We start from the raw sequence: 18,279 nt of genomic DNA on the forward strand, positions 1-18,279 counted from the left end.
TTAAAAGTGTTGATAACCTTTGATGTCAGCTTGGTAAGGCTGCTCTTTGAGTTTTAACTCTAAATTACCAACATTGCCATTTAAGTAACCAATACAGGTTACCTGAATATTGGCGCTGGCCAAGGTCGTTTCTAAATTACCTTTTTGTTCTTCACTCACGGTAAACAATAATTCGTAATCATCACCGGCACTCAATGCATATTTGATAGCAGTTTCTTGGTCTACTGAATTCGCTAACGCTGGAGATATGGGTAAATTCTCTAAATTTAATGTAGCACCGCATGAAGACATATTTAAAATATGCTGAATATCAGAAATAAGACCATCGGATAAATCAATACAGGCATTAGCAATGCGTCTTAGCTGCGTACCGGTTAACAACCTAGGTGTGGGGTAATGTAACCTTTTAAGCAAAAAGTCATGATTGATTTGGGTCAAAGATTCTTTTGTGGCTTGTTCAATTTCATTTTTTGCGATAGCTAAACCAAGGCCTGCATCACCTAATGTTCCAGTGACGTAAACTAAATCGCCAGGCTTAGCGCCTGAGCGGGTTATAGCTTGGTCGTATGGCACAAACCCTTGAGCTGTGATTGTAATGGCCAATGGCCCCTGTACCGTATCTCCACCTATTAATTGAATTGAGTAGTATTCAATCTGATCTTGCAAACCTCTTGAAAACTCGGTTAACCAGTCTTCGTCTACTTCAGGGGTACTTAAGGATAAACTTATCCAAGCAGGTTCTGCCCCCATTGCAGCTAAATCACTTAAATTTACTGCAACCGCTTTTTGCGCAATCGCATGAGGACTAGCATTAGGGAGAAAATGCACACCACTTAAAAGAGTATCTGTAGTGGTGACTAAGGCTTGGCCTTGTGGGATGTGTGTTACCGCAGCGTCGTCACCAATCCCTATGATGACATCTTTACGTTGACCACTTTTTGTTTTAAAAAAGTGGTCAATAAGATTAAATTCTTTCACTTTGACGATGACCTAAATGAACAAAACCGATAGTCAGGGAAATTCACATTTACCTGACAATACACACTTAACGAAGTTCGTCTTTACGTAATGTTTTGATGGCTTTATCAAGCACACCATTCACAAACTTATGACTTTCGTCTGCACCAAAAGATTTTGCTAATTCTATGGCTTCGTTTATCACCACTTTGTATGGTACATCTAGTCTGGCAACTAATTCATATGTAGCAATACGCAAAATAGCGTTTTCAACTGGATCCAGTTCCTCTGGAAGGCGCCCAAGATAAGGTTTTATCTTGGTATCAAGTTCAGCAGTATCTTTAACGACCGCACGTAGTAGCTCCAAAAAGTATTCACTATCTACTTTTTGCATATTATTACTAGTAACAATACTTAACTCTATTTGTTCAACAGGGTTTTTGGTCATTTGCCAAGAATATACCGCTTGAACGGCTAACTCTCTGGCTAGGCGGCGAGCTTTAGGTTTCACCTACTCTGCCCCTTCAATATTGGCTAATACATTAACCATTTCTAGTGCGCCAACAGCTGCTTCGGCACCTTTGTTTCCAGCTTTTGTACCTGAGCGTTCGATAGCTTGTTCAATACTGTCTGTAGTGATCACGCCAAACGAAACGGGGATACCATATTCTAAAGAAACCTGCGCTAGGCCTTTGTTACATTCTCCAGCAACAAAATCAAAGTGTGGAGTACCACCACGAATAACGGCGCCTAATGCAATGATGGCATCGTATTTATTTTTTTCAGCTAGTTTTTTAGCTGCAATTGGCAACTCATAAGCACCTGGCACACGTACTAAAGTAATGTCTTGTTCATTCACTTCACCGTGTCTTTCCAATGCATCAATCGCACCTTCAACTAAGCTTTCAACTACAAAACTGTTAAATCGAGCAACTACAAGAGCGAACTTTTTGCCTGTAGCGCGGATGTTACCTTCAATAATATTCATCTAAAAAACCTTACTCGAAAAATCGGCGCGCAGTTTAGCACAACCAGAACTCAAAATATTGCGATATTTTCACTTTACGATTAACGAAAAAAAAGCCCGGGTATCCCAAATAATTGGAACTGCGCGGCGGCGGCGAGTGGGAGCAGCCAACAAACGTGCAATTTCAAAAATAAAGGGATAGTCAGATTAAATTTCTACGTACTCTACCACTTCTAATCCATATCCTGACAAAGCATGATACTTTTTAGGTTTGCTCAATAAGCGCATCTTTTTCACACCCAAACTGGCCAAGATTTGACTGCCTACACCTATAGTTCGTGAAGAACCTTGCCAAGCAGCAGTCACCGGTTTTTCACCATTATCTTCGGATTCAAACATTTTCACTTGAGATAACAAGTCTTCGTCTTTACCAAGTAATACCAATACACCGTTATTTTCGGCTATATATTTAATGGCTTCTGACAACCCCATACTACGAGAGATTGAGCGTTGAGAGCCTAGTAAATCACTAAAGGTGTTTTGTAAATGCACTCTCACCAAAGTGGGCGTTTCATCGTTAATGTCACCTTTACACATAGCAAAGTGAACCTGATTATCAATCACGTCTTTAAATGTCACTAAATTAAACTCGCCAAACTCCGTAGGCAATTTACATGTAGAGACTTTTTGAATGGTAGTTTCGTTTAAATTTCGGTATTCAATTAAATCAGCAATGGTGCCAATTTTTAAATCATGTTTAATGGCAAATTGTTCAAGCTCAGGCCTTCTGGCCATGCTTCCGTCTTCATTTAAAATCTCTACAATTACCGAAGCTGGTTCGCACCCAGCTAATCGTGGTAAATCGACTCCAGCTTCTGTATGCCCTGCCCGGTTTAACACGCCACCTTCTTTGGCGATAAGTGGAAATATATGCCCAGGTTGAACAATATCTTTCGCTTGGGCGTCTTTGGCGACTGCAGCCAATACGGTTTTGGCTCTATCTGCTGCAGAAATCCCCGTGGTAACCCCTTCAGCGGCTTCAATTGAGACAGTGAAGTTGGTAGAAAAAGCAGCGCCATTATTATCTACCATTAATGGTAAATTCAAAGCTTGGCATCGCTCTGCTGTCATAGGTAAACAGACCAGTCCTCTAGCATGTGTCACCATAAAATTAATAGCTTCTGGCGTCACATGTTCAGCAGCCATAATGAGATCGCCTTCGTTTTCGCGATCTTCATCATCCATTAAAATCACCATTTTTCCTTGGCGAATATCTTCAATTATTTCTTCACTGCTATTTAATAACATAGTTCACTATTCTTATTTGATGCTCTGTTTCAGCGCAATACTAATTAATACATTCCGACCATTTTAGTTAGGTCAAATAAAATGAGTTATTTCAAATATCCGTTTTCGGCTAAAAACGCCATACTAATATCTGATGTTGGTTTATTATCATTTGATTGAGCGGCTTTATCACCCAAGATTAATCTTTCTAAATAACGGGCAATGACGTCGACTTCCAAATTGACTTTAGTACCTACTTTATACAATCCAATTATGGTTTCTTGTAAGCTGTGAGGTATTAGGGTCAATAGTAGTTTAGCACCATTTACTTGATTCACCGTTAAGCTGACGCCATCAACGGTTATAGAGCCTTTTTCGGCTAAATATTTGGCAAGTTCATCAGGGGCTTTTACCCATATTTCAACATAACGGCCAACATTGCTGATAGATAATACCTCACCGACCCCATCTACGTGACCACTGACAATATGTCCACCGAGTCGTCCATTGGCTTGCATAGCTTTTTCAAGGTTCACTTTACTGCCCGCCTGATAACTAGCAAATCCCGTTCTTTTGATCGTTTCGTGTGACACGTCTGCACTAAAGCCACTGGAACTCATTGCGACAACGGTTAAACACACACCGTTATTTGCAATGCTGTCACCTAGTTTCACGTCACTCATGTCTAACTTATTGGTTTTGATAGACAATCTAATGTCTTCACCTGAGGGCGTTAAACTATCAATCACTCCTACATCTTCGATAATTCCGGTAAACATATGTATTTAGATTCTCTACTAGTCGTTAATTAAGGTCATTAATCAAGCTTATTAATTAAGGCTGTCATTTTTAGATCAGGGCCAATCTGCCGTATGTCCGTCCAAGACAAATTGGTGATATCTTGCATAGACTGAAGGGCAATGGTGTCAAATAAGTTTTGTCCGTCGCCCCCTATAAGTTTGGGCGCTTGGTACAAAATCAATTCATCGATCAAATTATTTTGTAATAATGCTCCTGCCAATTTAGCGCCGGCTTCCACCCATATATTATTTAACTGTAAGTCACCCAACTTAGTCATGACAGCATGTAAGTCTAACTTATTTCCGTTAAAAGGCGCTTGCCACTGTTGCACATGTTTGGAGAAATCTACTGGGCTAGGTTGCCCATTAATTAATAACACTTCGCCTGCTTGGTTATTATCTACAGTTTGCAGAAGTGCTAAATGCGAAGGTAACTGGTTGCGACCATCTAAAATAACTCGTAGAGGTTGCCTTAAATCTTCAAGAGACAAAGACCCAGCAGGGAGATTAAGCTCTGAAAAACGCACATTTAAAGCAGGGTTGTCTGCCATCACTGTGCCAGAGCCCGACAAAATAGCACAGCTTTTTGCCCTATGTCTTTGCACATCTTGTCTTGCCGCGGGACTCGTTATCCACTGACTTAAGCCATTATTTAACGCTGTTTTACCATCAAGACTTGCCGCTAGTTTTACCGTAACCCAAGGTTTACCGGTTTTCATCCGTTTTATAAAACCGCGATTAAGCTGTTCTGCGTTTGCTTTTAATAAACCAGATTGAGTTTGGATCCCTGCTTTTGTTAATTTTTCTAAACCTTTACCTGCAACGAGGGGATTAGGATCCTGCATAGCAGCCACTACTCTGCTCACTTTGGCATTAATCAAAGCATCGGCACAAGGAGGTGTTCGACCTTGATGGCTACAAGGCTCTAAGGTCACATATGCTGTCGTTTCTTCTCCGAGCACGCCAACCTGAGTAGTTGATTGTAACGCCTGATTAAGCGCATGAACTTCAGCATGAGCAGTACCGGCTTTTTGATGCCAGCCTTCACCAATAACTTGCCCATTTGAGTCAGCTATTACACATCCAACATTAGGATTAGGCGTTGTAGTATATTCACCACGTTTAGCCAATTTGATGGCTCTTGCCATTAATTGATGATCTAATTTTGAAAATTCTGTCACTGTGTGTAAACCAATTGGAATAGTTAAGAAGTGGTTTTAGATGTTTTTACTATTAATCACCTAATCGCGCAATTTCTTCGCCAAACTCGCGAATATCTTCAAATGAACGATAAACAGAAGCAAAACGTACATAAGCCACTTTGTCTAACTCTTTTAGTGCATCCATTATCAAGTTACCTAAAGATTCACTGGTGACTTCTCGTTCGCCAGTAGCCCGTAAAGAAGACTTTAGGCGGCTAATACACTGCTCTACTTGTTCGGTACTGACTGGGCGTTTTTCAAGTGCGCGTTGCAACCCTGCACGTAACTTATCTTCATTAAATGGTTCACGAGAGCCATCTCGTTTGACAATTCGAGGCATAACCAATTCGGCCATTTCAAACGTAGTAAAACGTTCTTTACACACTGTGCATTCTCGCCTTCTACGCACATGACTTCCATCCGCCACTAAACGGGAATCAATAACTTTAGTTTCTTGTACAGAACAAAACGGGCAATACATAGTGATTTCTAATTAATACGGATAATTTGGCTAAATTAACAAAAATAACTAGCTAGGCATAGTTTCGTTTAGGTATTTAATCTTTTTAGATAACAATCAACTAACTATTTATATGCTTCTTCGCCATCAAAACCGTCAATCGCTGGCAATACAAATAACTCAACTGAATTAAGCAATACTTGATATCCCTTATTTAAATCTAAATGTTCAAAATGTTGTTTTGCAGCCAACTCGATTACTTTAATGGCTGCTACTAGCGCAGAGAAATTATCATTACTAGTATCATTAATATTTAAAGGCAAATTATCTTTCCTCTTTCGGAGATAAGCGCCTAATCTTTTACGGTATGTTCCATTTTCAATATTATTAACAAATTCAATTGCCAACAAGGTCACCAATATTCCGTAAGCAAAACGCTCTTCTGTACCTTCACACAATTGGTCTTCACGCTCCCATACCAAACGTATTAAATTGTAACTATTGTACAAACGTTTAAGTTGTCGCGCGTTGGTTAACTCAAACCTTTCGGTCCAGTATGCAAATGCTGCCTTATGCTCAGGCGGCAAACCAGTAAATTCATTAATTTCTTGATTAGATGTATTTTCTGGCAAATTCGACATTTGTTCTATAATTTGTTTGTCACTCAAACGCTTGCTGTTTTCTTCGTTATCAGGCTCGGCATTTACGTTTTCGGTGTTAGGCTGATTATGTTCAGCCTCTTCATTCTCTGAGTCTTCAGGTGTTTTTTGTACGTATCTGTCTGGCCATAACTGAGATAACCATTCAACGGCCTCACCTTCTTTGTCTTGCCATAAATGACTTAAATAACCTTCTAAGGTAGTTGCATTTCCGTCGTTTACCACGACAGGCAACTGAATCATTTTAGCTAAATAATCTCGAGCAATCGCTTTAGCGTCATTTAATTGGTGATGGCCACTGAGTTTTTCGTAATGTAAAGCTAAAGCAGCCAAAGCAATACGTTGATCAACCGCTATGACTACAAATACTTTGGGTATATCTAACACCAATCGAATCGCTTCAAAGGTTTTCACAATGCCATCAGGGCCGCAGCGATCTAAGTCATCAACCACAAATAATAAACGTTTAGGCGGTAAAACCTTGCCAAGCCAATCTTTACAATTTGGCTCTTGAGTACCTAAACGAATGTTAGCCATTAAGCGAATATCTTCGCGCATTTCAGAAATTTCGCCAATTTGAGCGGCATAATCTGGCAACTTAATATAGCTCAGCAGCTCTTTAGTATAAGACTGAGAAAATAGTACTTTGGCATCTTTGATAATACGCCAAAGTCCAAACAAACTTACAAGTGGTAATCCTTTTTGCAGTAAACTTCCTTTCCCTTCTACAAGGTCATTTATACTTATATTCTGATCCCAAAGCATCATCACGGTTGCGATAATTACCACCAACCAAACACTAAACATGATTAATCTAAATGGATATTTTCGCAGCATGAAACCCAAGGTAATTCGGCTACGTATAAATATTGTCCATAACAGTTGTAAAGTATGATTACAGAATATATTTTTCAACCGAGTATGCCAAGGCATACCTTGCGTTATTGATTTTACATTTTGAAAGCTAGTTAAACTTTTAATTACCTCATGGGCCATAGCCGCTTGATTGTTTTTAGCATGTTCGTAAGCCCACGCATTAAACTCACCAAATAAAAAATCTGTTGTTTGGTTATCGTTAGATTGATTCGTTGCCTGAATTTTGTCTTTTAACAACTCTAAAATACGAGTTTTGCCTGTGCCCCAATGGCCTAATAAGCCAATAGTTAAATGTTCGGTATTATCTATATGAGTTAATTGTTTACATAAGCCATCAACTAATTTTCCCCGGTCTAGTTGGTCGCCCCTTTGTTGGTTATTCTCAGAAGCGATGCTTCCATCATGACTATAATGATCTTGGGAGGTTGTTTTAGAGCCTTCAACTAATGCCTCATAATTTTCTAACAAACGTGTTAGAGACTCGGTTACTTGATTCGCACTTTTTTTGATTAAACCGTTTACCGCAGGAATAAACTTATCATGGTAAATCGTTTTGATATCGTCTGGCATCTCCCCTTGCCACAAAGGTTGCTCTATAAAATCAGTTATGTTCGCGCTTTCTTCTGCTCGAGTTAAATCTTTTTCTACAATTTCAATTAATTCATCTAAATGTTTGGGAAAATTTGTCAATTTTATAGTCGAAGAAAAAGTAGCAGATTGTACTGCGTTTAAAATACCAGAATCAGATGACATTGGAATTGCTGAAATAGCTTGAACTGCAACCTGTACAACAGCCCCTGCCAATGAAGATGAGATAGCAGCCGCACCTCCTTTACTTACCTTGTTTGCAACAGAGCAATCCTTAACGACCTCTTTAACCCCATTTGTAACACCAATTATTGTATTAACCTTATCTTCGTCATTTTTAGATGTTAAATATTGAAAGACAAACTGTGATGCAATAAAAGTAGTTAGTAAATTAAGGGAGCATTTTTGGGTATCCGCACCTTCTTTTGCAATTAAACTTCCTCCCATCGAATTAACTTCTGTAGGAGAAATCCAAAAGTTAAAATGACCATGTAGGGCAATTATAGGTAATACACGCAAGGCGTTACGGGCAGCGAGAACAGCCGGATACAGAGGCTCAATCTTATATAAATTTTCTAAACGATTTTGATATTTTTCTATATCAAATGAAGAAGACAAGTCTACTGAACCACTTTCTATCGAACCTTTAGATAACATACGTCACCTCTTAAAACATGAGCAATTTGGCATATACCCGTTTGCTAAACAGGTTAAAAAATTTAACGTTAATTAGAACGTCTCTCCCCCTATTTTGTCCATTATTATTTTTGTATGATTTTTAAATATCTCCAAAATGGAAACATAAAAAAACCGGCACATGGCCGGTTTTTTAGTTTAATTGTAAAAACTTTGTTTAATTAACCATAAACAGGGAAAGCTTCACAAAGTGTCACCACTTCAGCTTTTACTTTCTCAATCACGGCTTCGTCATTAATATTGTCTAATACTTCACAGATCCAGTTTGCCACTTGTTTAGCTTGTTCTTCTTTGAAACCACGACGGGTGATTGCAGGAGAACCAATACGTAAACCACTGGTTACAAATGGTGAACGAGGATCGTTAGGTACTGAGTTTTTATTCACGGTAATGTTGGCAGCGCCTAAAGCAGCATCAGCATCTTTACCTGTGTACTCTTTACCAATTAAATCTAATAGGAACAAGTGGTTGTCAGTACCACCAGATACTACTTTATGTCCACGCTCTTGAATAACAGCAACCATGGCTTGTGCATTTTTCACAACTTGTTGTTGGTATTCTTTAAACTCTGGCTGTAATGCTTCTTTAAAAGCTACGGCTTTTGCAGCAATAACGTGACACAAAGGACCACCTTGACCACCAGGGAATACAGCACTATTTAATTTTTTGTAAATAGCTTCGTCACCACAAGCAGACAAGATTAAACCACCACGAGGGCCGGCTAAGGTTTTATGAGTAGTCGTTGTAACTACATGAGCATGAGCCATAGGACTTGGATAAACACCAGCGGCGACTAAGCCAGCAACGTGAGCCATATCAACTAATAAATATGCCCCTACTTTGTCAGCGATTTCACGGAATTTTTGCCAATCAACAATGCCTGAATAAGCAGAGAAACCACCAATAATCATTTTAGGTTTATGTTCTAACGCTAACGCTTCAACTTGAGCCATGTCAATCTCACCCGTTTCTGGATGAAGTCCATATTGCACAGCATTATAGGTTTTTCCTGAAAAGCTAACGGATGCACCATGGGTTAAATGACCGCCATGAGCTAGGCTCATGCCTAAAACAGTATCACCAGCATTTAGCAAGGCCATAAATACAGCTGAGTTAGCTTGAGAACCAGCGTGTGGCTGCACGTTTGCATAATCAGCACCAAACAACTGTTTAGCACGTTCGATAGCTAAATCTTCAGCGATATCAACATATTCACAACCGCCGTAATAACGTTTGTGAGGATAACCTTCTGCATATTTGTTGGTTAATTGAGAGCCTTGAGCTTCTAACACGCGTGGGCTGCAATAGTTTTCAGAAGCGATCAATTCAATGTGATGCTCCTGACGTTGGTTCTCATTTTGAATTGCTTTATACAATTCAGGGTCAAAATCAGCAATATTCATATCACGTGTAAGCATTACTTTTCCTCAAAATCAGGGACGGTTAAAACGGCAAATTAAACAGCGCGTATTTTAGTGATTTTTACGCATTTGTACACTTGTATTAGGGCATGAGAAACAACCAAAAGTTGTAACGCCCATTTGCATCCAATTAAAACCTTTAAATGGCCTCTATTTCAGCAGGAAATTGCAAACCAATTTGATCGCGTATTTCATCCATTATTTGCATTAATTCAACACTTGCTTGATGTGGCATTTCATCTGAGTAGCTTTTCCCGGCTAGAACACTTTGCATGGTTTGTTGTATTTGATACTCAAATCCATTTACTAGGTGAGGGATATTAATTGATTCAATTAACTCATCTTCTAAATCAAAAATATCCGCTTGAGTGGTATCCCAAAAGCATGCTGGAATAACAACACGACCTTTAGTGCCAACGATACTCATTTCATTGCGCGATTTAGCCACACATGATGTGGTAAATTGAGAAAAGCGTCCAGCCGAATAACTCAAGTTAACCATAGTATTCACATCAACACCCAGCTCATGTATATGACCGGTTGCTTGAATTTTTTCAGGGTAATCTGAAAGTAGATATTGGCTTACAGCAATACTATAAATACCTAAATCCAGTAAGGCTCCACCAGCTAACTTGGCATTGAACATTCTGCCTTGCGGGTTCATTGGAAAGGCAAAGCCAATATCAGAATTTATATACTGAATGTCCCCGATAATCTCTGCGTCTAATTTCTCTTTAAGTTGAGTCATGCAAGGTAAAAATCGCGTCCATAATGCCTCTTGTAAGAGCACACCTTTCTCACTGGCTAATTCAATCAGTCGTTTGATCTGGCCTGTATTAATGGTTGAAGGTTTTTCTAACAGCACATGTTTGCCAGCATTAATACACAACTTTGCTTGTTCGTAGTGAAAACTATGAGGGGTAGCGACATATATTATGTCTATTGAAGGATCATTTACTAACTCTGCGTAGTCTGTATATACCCGGGGAATAGCGTACTGCTCTGCAAAATTTTTAGCTCTTTCTTCTGAACGACTAGCTACAGCAGCAATGTTGCCATTTTCACATACAGCCATTGCCTTAGCAAAATTACCCGCTATATTTCCGGGCCCAATCACCCCCCAATTCAAACTTTTCATATTCACTCTTATTGTTGTATTCGTTAAACGACTGAAAGATTAAAACCTGTTGATGTTAACTGCTTCTATCTCGCCAGTGAATTAAAATATACTGAATAATTCCAACAAAACCTCACAATACCTTTTACCCAGCACTCAGGGTGAATTAAACTAAGGTAAATTTATTTAGAGAATTTAATATGGCTCAATACGTATATAGCATGTTGCGGGTAGGAAAAGTTGTTCCGCCTGGTAAACATATCTTAAAAAATATTTCCCTTAGTTTTTTTCCTGGTGCCAAAATTGGTGTACTTGGCCTTAATGGCTCTGGTAAATCAACTCTTCTAAAAATTATGGCTGGATTAGACACGGACATTGAAGGTGAAGCCATTCCTCAAGCAGGGCTAAAGATTGGTTACTTGCCCCAAGAGCCTCAATTAGATGAAACCAAAGATGTGCGTGGCAACATTGAAGAAGCCGTGCAAGATGTCGTTCACGCTTTAAAACGTATAGAAGAAGTGTATGCCGAATATGCTGAAGAAGGAGCCGACTTTGATGCTCTTGCCAAAGAACAAGGCGAACTAGAAGCGATTATCCAGTCTAAAGATGGCCATAACTTAGACAACGCCTTGGAGCGCGCCGCAGATGCATTGCGTCTGCCGCCTTGGGATGCGGATGTCAGTAAACTTTCTGGTGGTGAACGTCGTCGAGTGGCTTTATGTAAATTGTTACTCGAAAAACCCGAGATGCTGTTACTTGACGAACCCACCAACCACTTGGATGCCGAGTCAGTTGCTTGGTTAGAACGTTTCTTACATGATTACGAAGGGACTGTTGTGGCCATTACCCATGATAGGTATTTCTTGGACAATGTTGCAGGCTGGATCCTAGAGCTAGATCGTGGCCAAGGTATTCCTTGGGAAGGCAACTACTCTTCTTGGTTAGAGCAAAAAGACGCACGACTTGAGCAAGAAGAAAAAACCGAAAGTGCTCGTCAAAAGTCAATAAAAACCGAATTAGAGTGGGTTCGTTCAAACGCTAAAGGCAGGCAATCAAAAAGCAAAGCCCGTATGGCTCGCTTTGAAGAACTCAACACTGGCGATTATCAAAAGCGTAACGAAACCAGTGAATTATTTATTCCACCTGGTGAAAGGTTAGGTGAAAAAGTTTTTGAAGTCACAGGCTTACAAAAATCCTACGGTGATAGATTATTAATCGATGACCTAAACTTTAAAATGCCCAAAGGTGCAATCGTCGGCATTATCGGCCCTAATGGCGCAGGTAAATCAACATTATTTAGAATGTTAACTGGCCAGGAAGATGCTGATAGCGGATCTATTGACATAGGCAAAACGGTACAATTAGCCAGTGTTGATCAATTCCGTGATCATATGGACGGTGACAATACTGTTTATAAAGAAATCTCTGACGACTCGGATATTATTCGCATCGGCAACTTTGAATTGAATAGTCGAGCCTATTGCGGACGTTTTAACTTTAAAGGTTCTGATCAGCAGAAATTTATTAAAGACTTGTCTGGTGGTGAACGTAACCGAGTCCATTTAGCCAAGCTATTAAAAGCTGGCGGCAACGTATTATTACTCGATGAACCGACCAATGACTTAGACGTAGAAACGTTACGCGCACTAGAAAATGCGCTTTTAGAGTTTCCTGGTTGTGCCATGGTAATTTCCCATGACAGATGGTTTTTAGACAGGATCGCCACGCATATAATGGACTATCGTGATGAAGGTAAAATTAACTTTTTTGACGGTAACTACACCGAATATGCAGCTTGGTTAAAAGACACCTACGGTACGGATGTAATAGAGCCGCACAGATTGAAGTACAAGAAGATTAGTAAATAATCTATTTGACAAAAAGGTGCTTCGGCACCTTTTTTTAATTTTATATTGCGTAAAAACCTTTTGTGGAAGTCACACAAACGTTAGTATTGTCATCACTTGGTTGGGTTTAATTTATTCGTATGAGTATTTTTTTCCTTCAATAAATTTTTGAGAATTCATTTAGGTAAACTAAGGACACAAATTAAAACATTAATTTAACCTTATCATTACTAACTAAGTATAATATTATTCTCAGAATCGATTTAGTTAGACTTCATAAGTAGAAGAAGGAACACCTTACAAAATGATGGCATTAAAAAATTTACAGTCGACTTGTTCACTTTTTCTCATCTATAGTGTCGTGGTCTTATTGGCTAGCTGTGGCGGTGGCGGTGGCACACCTACACCTACACCTACACCTACACCTACACCTACAATTTCCTTGAACTCTTTAAGCCTTACTTCACCTGATTCCAGTCTAAAAATAGCCGATACTTTTCAAATAGCGGTAACCGGAAACTATTCAGACAACAGTACAAAAACCGTCACGTCTGTAGTCACTTGGTCTGTCACAAACTCAAGTGTACTTGAAGTTTCAAGTACTGGAGTAATCACTGCTTTAGCTGCAGGAACAAGCTCTATATCAGCCGAGTTAGATAATGTTACAAAAGCGATTGAAGTGACTGTGTTACCAAGTTTAAATTCACTATCAATAGATAATGTCCCTGTTCCCCTAAAAATAGAACAAACATTTCAGTTAGAAGTAACAGGTACATACTCAGACGATTCATCACAAAACCTTAACGATTTGGTAACGTGGGAGATACTAGACACGTCCGTTGCAGAAGTATCAAATACTGGTTTAATAACAGCAATATCAGCTGGAGAGACAGTACTTACTATCAGTTCCGGAGAAATATCCACACAACTGGACGTAACTGTAAAAGTTTTGACCGACTTAAGTATTTATCCTTCTACTGTCACCTTAGCGATAGCCTCAGCTTATCAACTAAGTGTAACGGGCATATATTCAGACAATAGTAAAGAATCATTCGATGACTTTGTTACTTGGGAATCAACAAATACCGACATTGTCAGCGTCACTAATTCAGGCGAAATACTGGGTGTTTCAGCGGGCAGCATATCTATTACAGCTAAATTTGAGGAAATCAGCTCCAATCTAAGTGTAACGGTTTCTCCAGCGACTTTAGAATCCATTATTGTTAGTTCTCCTGTTACTCAATTTATAGCAGGTTTAACCGCATCATTGTCCGTTAAAGGTTTATACTCTGATGATATAGAGCGAGATTTGAACGGTCAGGTCACTTGGAGTGTTTCCGACTCTGATATAGCATCCATAGATGCTATATCAGGTATATTAACAGCGAAAGAAACGGGCGTTGTTTCAGTTATTGCAAGCAAAAATGGAAAAAGCGATTCAGTACAAATATCTGTTAGCCCAGCAATTATAACAGAGTTATCAATAACACCTTCAGAAGTATCCCTAGCCGAAGGTTTAAGTGAACCTGTTACGGTTATCGCAAGCTTTTCTGACGATTCGAAGCTAGACGTTACTGAGCAAGTTAAATGGGAGATCTTAGACAATCAAATTGCTGTTATTAGTGAATTACCTTATAAAGCCAGTGCGCTAGCGGAAGGCTCAACCGTAATTACGGCGAAACTTTTAGAACAAGAAGCTGAATTATTGATTAATGTTACAGATGCTGAACTTCTATCACTTTCAGTATATCCAGTTAATAAAACTATTCCCGTTGGGCAATCTCAACGTTATTACGCTCAAGGCACTTTTTCTGATAATTCGGTACGAGATTTAACATCAGAGGTGACTTGGATATCAGGTAGTGAGGAACGAGTAGTAATAAGTAATAACAGTACATTAACGGGTTTAGCTGAAACCAAGTCTTTAGGCAATACAACAATTACCGCTATATTAGGCGAAGTTAAACAAAATACGACATTAAATATTGGGAGTTCTGTATTAAGCTCTATTGAAATTCAGCCTTCAAACCAAGAGTTACCTCTAGGTACAAAGGTCCAGATTAAAGCGCTTGGCAATTTTACTGACGGTACACAACTAGATCTGACCTCTCAAGTAATATGGAGTTCTTCACGGTCAGACTCCGTTGGCGTTGTTGCTAGCGAAGAGACTTTTCTCAACCTAAACGAAGGTTCAACTTTAATAAGTGCAACCTTAGATGGAATAACGGGATTAGGCAGTATCACTGTTATTCCAGCTACTTTACAGAGTATCTCAATCTCCCCCAAGGACATAATGCTACCCAAAGGAATATCTAAAACACTTGTTGCAACTGGCACATACAGTGATTCCTCGACTAAAGATCTCAGTCAACAAGTAACTTGGCAAACTAATGATAATCTTAAAGCCACTATCTCGAATGACAGTGTTCAGGCAGGATTATTAACATCTATTAATACTGGAGAGGTAGTCATAACAGCTAGTATTAATTCGTTAAGTACTCAAACATCAGTTGAAGTAACAGATGCTGTCATAACTAGTATCGAAATCAATAGCGCAGTGACTCAATTAAATGTTGCCTCCTCTACTATTCTAAGAGCGTATGCTAACTTTTCAGACAATTTAAGATTAGACGTATCTTCTCAGGTAAATTGGCTAAGTAGTGATGAAAATATCGTATCAGTAGGAAACTTCACTTTTAACAAAGCTCTTGTAGTAGCCCAATCATCTGGTGTTGCTAATATATCAGCATCATTGCAAGGAATTACGTCTCCACTTACTGAAATAGAAACTGTATCAACCCCTAATTTGCCTAAAGCAATAAATTTAAGTATCCAACCCAATATTATTCTAAATGATAACAATGATTATTCACTCGTTAATATTGCTTTGTTACCTAGTTCTGAGAGTGGAGTAATAGCAGATGGGACTGCAGTAACCTTAACAATTACAGAAGGTGACACAAGTCGGGATATTAGTTTAACTTCTAAAAATGGGGTTGTAAGTTATGAATTAACGTCATTATACGATGGCTATATAACGTTGTCTGCGACAACAAATAACCTTTCAACTAACTCAGGTTTGTTGAGTGCAAATCATTTATCTCAAGCGTTTTTAGTGACTGCTAAGGCTGCCAATATAATGTACGAAAATAGCACTCTTAAAAAGGGAAGTACGATTTCGTTGCCAGTTAGAAACTTGACCAACCGAGAGTTCATTGTAGAACAAATAAATGCGGGCTACTTAGATCCAATTAATGCTGACGCCTATGTCGATTTTCCAGAATCACCTATAACCTCAGGCGTACTTATAAGCGATGGAATTCTTAATCCTGGTGAAGTTAACTATATTAGTTATACTCTAGAAAGTGATACTGAAGCCAGCACTTACGTAATTTCCTATTCAATTACCGATGAACGGAGTGGCAGTTCATTTGCTTTAGGTAGAGCATTTAACTTTGCACAATAATGGGTATTTAATGCGTTATGATTAAATTCCCTTTTTTGTCAAGTTAGCCTAAGCGCACAACTAGGTATAGACTCACCTTGCACAATATAATTGAAAAATCTCCATTTAAGGAAAGTACTGGTCACCAACTTCTCATTTCATATCAATAAGCTCTAAGCAAGGTTAAAGCTTATTCTATAGCTTCAAGAGCTTCTGTTAACCTTTTAACACCTATCACTTGCATATTCGGAATCTTCTGTTTTGGCATGTTTGCATAGGGAACTATAGCCTTTTTAAAACCATGTTTTGCTGCTTCAATTAACCTTTCTATGCCATTGGTAATAGGTCTAATTTCCCCTGCTAAACCGACTTCACCAAATACTATGAGCTCTTTACTTAAAGCGAAATTCTTAAAACTCGATACCATTGACAGTAACACGGCCAAATCCGCTCCAGTTTCTGTAACTTTGACCCCACCTACTACATTAGCAAATACATCTTGATCATTCATTTGCACATTGCCATGTCGGTGCATAACAGCCAATAACATTGACAATCTGTTCTGATCTAGGCCTACGGCAATACGCCTAGGATTAGCAGTTTGAGAATAATCCACTAACGCTTGTATTTCGACTAAAAGTGCTCGGGTTCCTTCCCAAGTCACCATTACAACAGAGCCGGGCGAAGGTTCTTCACCTCGACTTAAAAAAATTGCAGATGGGTTGTTTACTTCTTTCAATCCTTTTTCTGTCATGGCGAATACACCAAGTTCATTCACTGCACCAAAACGATTCTTTTGGCTTCTAAGAGTACGATAACGGCTGTCACTTTCTCCTTCTAACATCATAGAACAATCGATACAATGCTCTAAAACCTTAGGCCCAGCTAAACTGCCATCTTTAGTCACATGACCAACCAAAAACATGGCTATGTGGTTTTGTTTAGCGAATCGAGTTAAGTAGGCAGCGCTTTCTCTCACCTGTGACACGCTTCCCGGTGCCGATTGCACATCAGCGACTTGCATAACTTGAATGGAATCTATCACCATTAACTCAGGTTTGTGCTGTAACGCTAAGTTACAAATAGTATCCACATTAGTTTCAGCTAATAATTTTAATTTATCTTTCTCTAAACCTAACCTTTCAGCACGCATAGCGACTTGTTGTAAGGACTCCTCTCCTGTGACATATAAGGCACTCTTTCCCACTGCCATTTGACACATGACTTGCAATAACATGGTACTTTTACCTGCTCCCGGTGACCCTCCAATTAACATGGCTGAACCAGGCACTATACCTCCACCTAAGACTCTATCTAACTCTTTAAACCCAGAGGCAAATCGAGGTAACGCAGTTAAGTCTATATTTTCTAGGGTTTCAACTTTTGCCTGAGTTTGTCCTGAATACCCACCTGATTGACGTCCAGAAGCACTATTCGACGCGACAACAAACTCAGTAACGGTATTCCAAGCCTGGCAATCTCCACATTGTCCTTGCCACCTGGGATATTCAGCACCACAATCGGAACACACATATGCAGTTTTACGTTTAGCCATAATTCCTGTCTTCATATATTTGATTTTAGGGTTGATTAACCCTAAGGGAATATCGTATTTTACATAACTGGTGAGTTTATAGATCACAGTTTTTGGCTTAATTGCCGATAACAAATAAGTTCATCACTAAAACTGGAGCAATTAGGCTCCTATTAAAAAATATTTCAGGTTACATGAGCCAAGATTTAGAAGAATATCAAAATATAATCGAAGAGCTTAAACCTATGATCAATGAACCTGAGTTTAATCAGGTATTGAGCCAGGTTGCTTCATCCATCCCGAAACAAAAACGTTTTTTGCTAAAAATGGAACTCAAACGTTTAGCTCGCCCCTGCCAACGATTAATTGATTTAAGAGGATTAGTGAATGGCAAATGTCGTCTTTATGTACATGAAAATAAAC

The 18,279-nt window shown here is 39.1% G+C and carries 14 protein-coding genes; 3 read left to right on the top strand and 11 right to left on the bottom strand.

Annotation, left to right across the window (positions count from 1 at the left end; genetic code table 11):
- The 10 genes from thiL to ACSHXM_RS11120 all read right to left on the bottom strand — a co-directional run bounded on the left by thiL (position 1) and on the right by ACSHXM_RS11120 (position 11,051).
- On the bottom strand, positions 1–978 hold the full coding sequence (gene thiL, locus ACSHXM_RS11075) for a thiamine-phosphate kinase (RefSeq protein WP_435688827.1): 978 nt from the start codon (positions 976–978) through the stop codon (positions 1–3).
- A 67-nt stretch (positions 979–1,045) separates the two neighbouring features.
- Complete coding sequence (nusB, locus tag ACSHXM_RS11080) at positions 1,046–1,468, bottom strand: transcription antitermination factor NusB (protein ID WP_435688828.1); 423 nt, start codon at positions 1,466–1,468, stop codon at positions 1,046–1,048.
- Positions 1,469–1,945, bottom strand: a complete 477-nt coding sequence (ribH, locus tag ACSHXM_RS11085) for a 6,7-dimethyl-8-ribityllumazine synthase (RefSeq protein ID WP_435688829.1) — start codon at positions 1,943–1,945, stop codon at positions 1,469–1,471.
- A gap of 186 nt (positions 1,946–2,131) precedes the next feature.
- The gene (gene ribBA / locus ACSHXM_RS11090) at positions 2,132–3,232 is read right to left on the bottom strand and encodes a bifunctional 3,4-dihydroxy-2-butanone-4-phosphate synthase/GTP cyclohydrolase II (RefSeq protein WP_435688830.1); all 1,101 of its coding nucleotides are present in this window, start codon (positions 3,230–3,232) and stop codon (positions 2,132–2,134) included.
- Between the two features lie 86 nt (positions 3,233–3,318).
- Entirely contained in the window at positions 3,319–3,990 is a 672-nt protein-coding gene (locus ACSHXM_RS11095; protein ID WP_435688831.1) for a riboflavin synthase, read from the bottom strand.
- A 38-nt stretch (positions 3,991–4,028) separates the two neighbouring features.
- The gene (gene ribD / locus ACSHXM_RS11100) at positions 4,029–5,192 is read right to left on the bottom strand and encodes a bifunctional diaminohydroxyphosphoribosylaminopyrimidine deaminase/5-amino-6-(5-phosphoribosylamino)uracil reductase RibD (protein ID WP_435688832.1); all 1,164 of its coding nucleotides are present in this window, start codon (positions 5,190–5,192) and stop codon (positions 4,029–4,031) included.
- 52 nt (positions 5,193–5,244) lie between these two features.
- On the bottom strand, positions 5,245–5,694 hold the full coding sequence (gene nrdR / locus ACSHXM_RS11105) for a transcriptional regulator NrdR (protein ID WP_435688833.1): 450 nt from the start codon (positions 5,692–5,694) through the stop codon (positions 5,245–5,247).
- Positions 5,695–5,798: 104 nt separating this feature from the next.
- Complete coding sequence (locus ACSHXM_RS11110) at positions 5,799–8,453, bottom strand: KAP family P-loop NTPase fold protein (RefSeq protein ID WP_435688834.1); 2,655 nt, start codon at positions 8,451–8,453, stop codon at positions 5,799–5,801.
- Between the two features lie 200 nt (positions 8,454–8,653).
- Complete coding sequence (gene glyA / locus ACSHXM_RS11115) at positions 8,654–9,910, bottom strand: serine hydroxymethyltransferase (RefSeq protein WP_435688835.1); 1,257 nt, start codon at positions 9,908–9,910, stop codon at positions 8,654–8,656.
- Positions 9,911–10,052: 142 nt separating this feature from the next.
- Positions 10,053–11,051 (bottom strand): Gfo/Idh/MocA family protein, encoded by a 999-nt coding sequence (locus ACSHXM_RS11120; RefSeq protein ID WP_435688836.1) that lies wholly within the window; start codon positions 11,049–11,051, stop codon positions 10,053–10,055.
- A 179-nt stretch (positions 11,052–11,230) separates the two neighbouring features.
- On the opposite strand from ACSHXM_RS11120, the gene ettA reads away from it, so the two are divergent.
- Together ettA and ACSHXM_RS11130 are read left to right on the top strand one after the other, a co-directional pair.
- Positions 11,231–12,898 carry an energy-dependent translational throttle protein EttA gene (gene ettA, locus ACSHXM_RS11125; RefSeq protein WP_435688837.1) on the top strand — a complete coding sequence of 556 codons (1,668 nt, stop codon included), beginning with the start codon at positions 11,231–11,233 and terminating at the stop codon, positions 12,896–12,898.
- A 283-nt stretch (positions 12,899–13,181) separates the two neighbouring features.
- Positions 13,182–16,343, top strand: coding sequence for an Ig-like domain-containing protein (locus ACSHXM_RS11130; protein ID WP_435688838.1), 3,162 nt, complete (start codon positions 13,182–13,184; stop codon positions 16,341–16,343).
- 169 nt (positions 16,344–16,512) lie between these two features.
- Here the strand turns inward: ACSHXM_RS11130 and radA are convergent, their stop codons facing one another.
- Complete coding sequence (gene radA / locus ACSHXM_RS11135; RefSeq protein WP_435688839.1) at positions 16,513–17,877, bottom strand: DNA repair protein RadA; 1,365 nt, start codon at positions 17,875–17,877, stop codon at positions 16,513–16,515.
- A 173-nt stretch (positions 17,878–18,050) separates the two neighbouring features.
- Here radA and ACSHXM_RS11140 point away from each other — a divergent pair.
- The coding region (locus tag ACSHXM_RS11140) for a hypothetical protein (RefSeq protein WP_435688840.1) at positions 18,051–18,279 on the top strand (229 nt) is incomplete at its 3' end.

The organism is Paraglaciecola sp., from assembly GCF_051252315.1.
Lineage (GTDB): Bacteria > Pseudomonadota > Gammaproteobacteria > Enterobacterales > Alteromonadaceae > Paraglaciecola.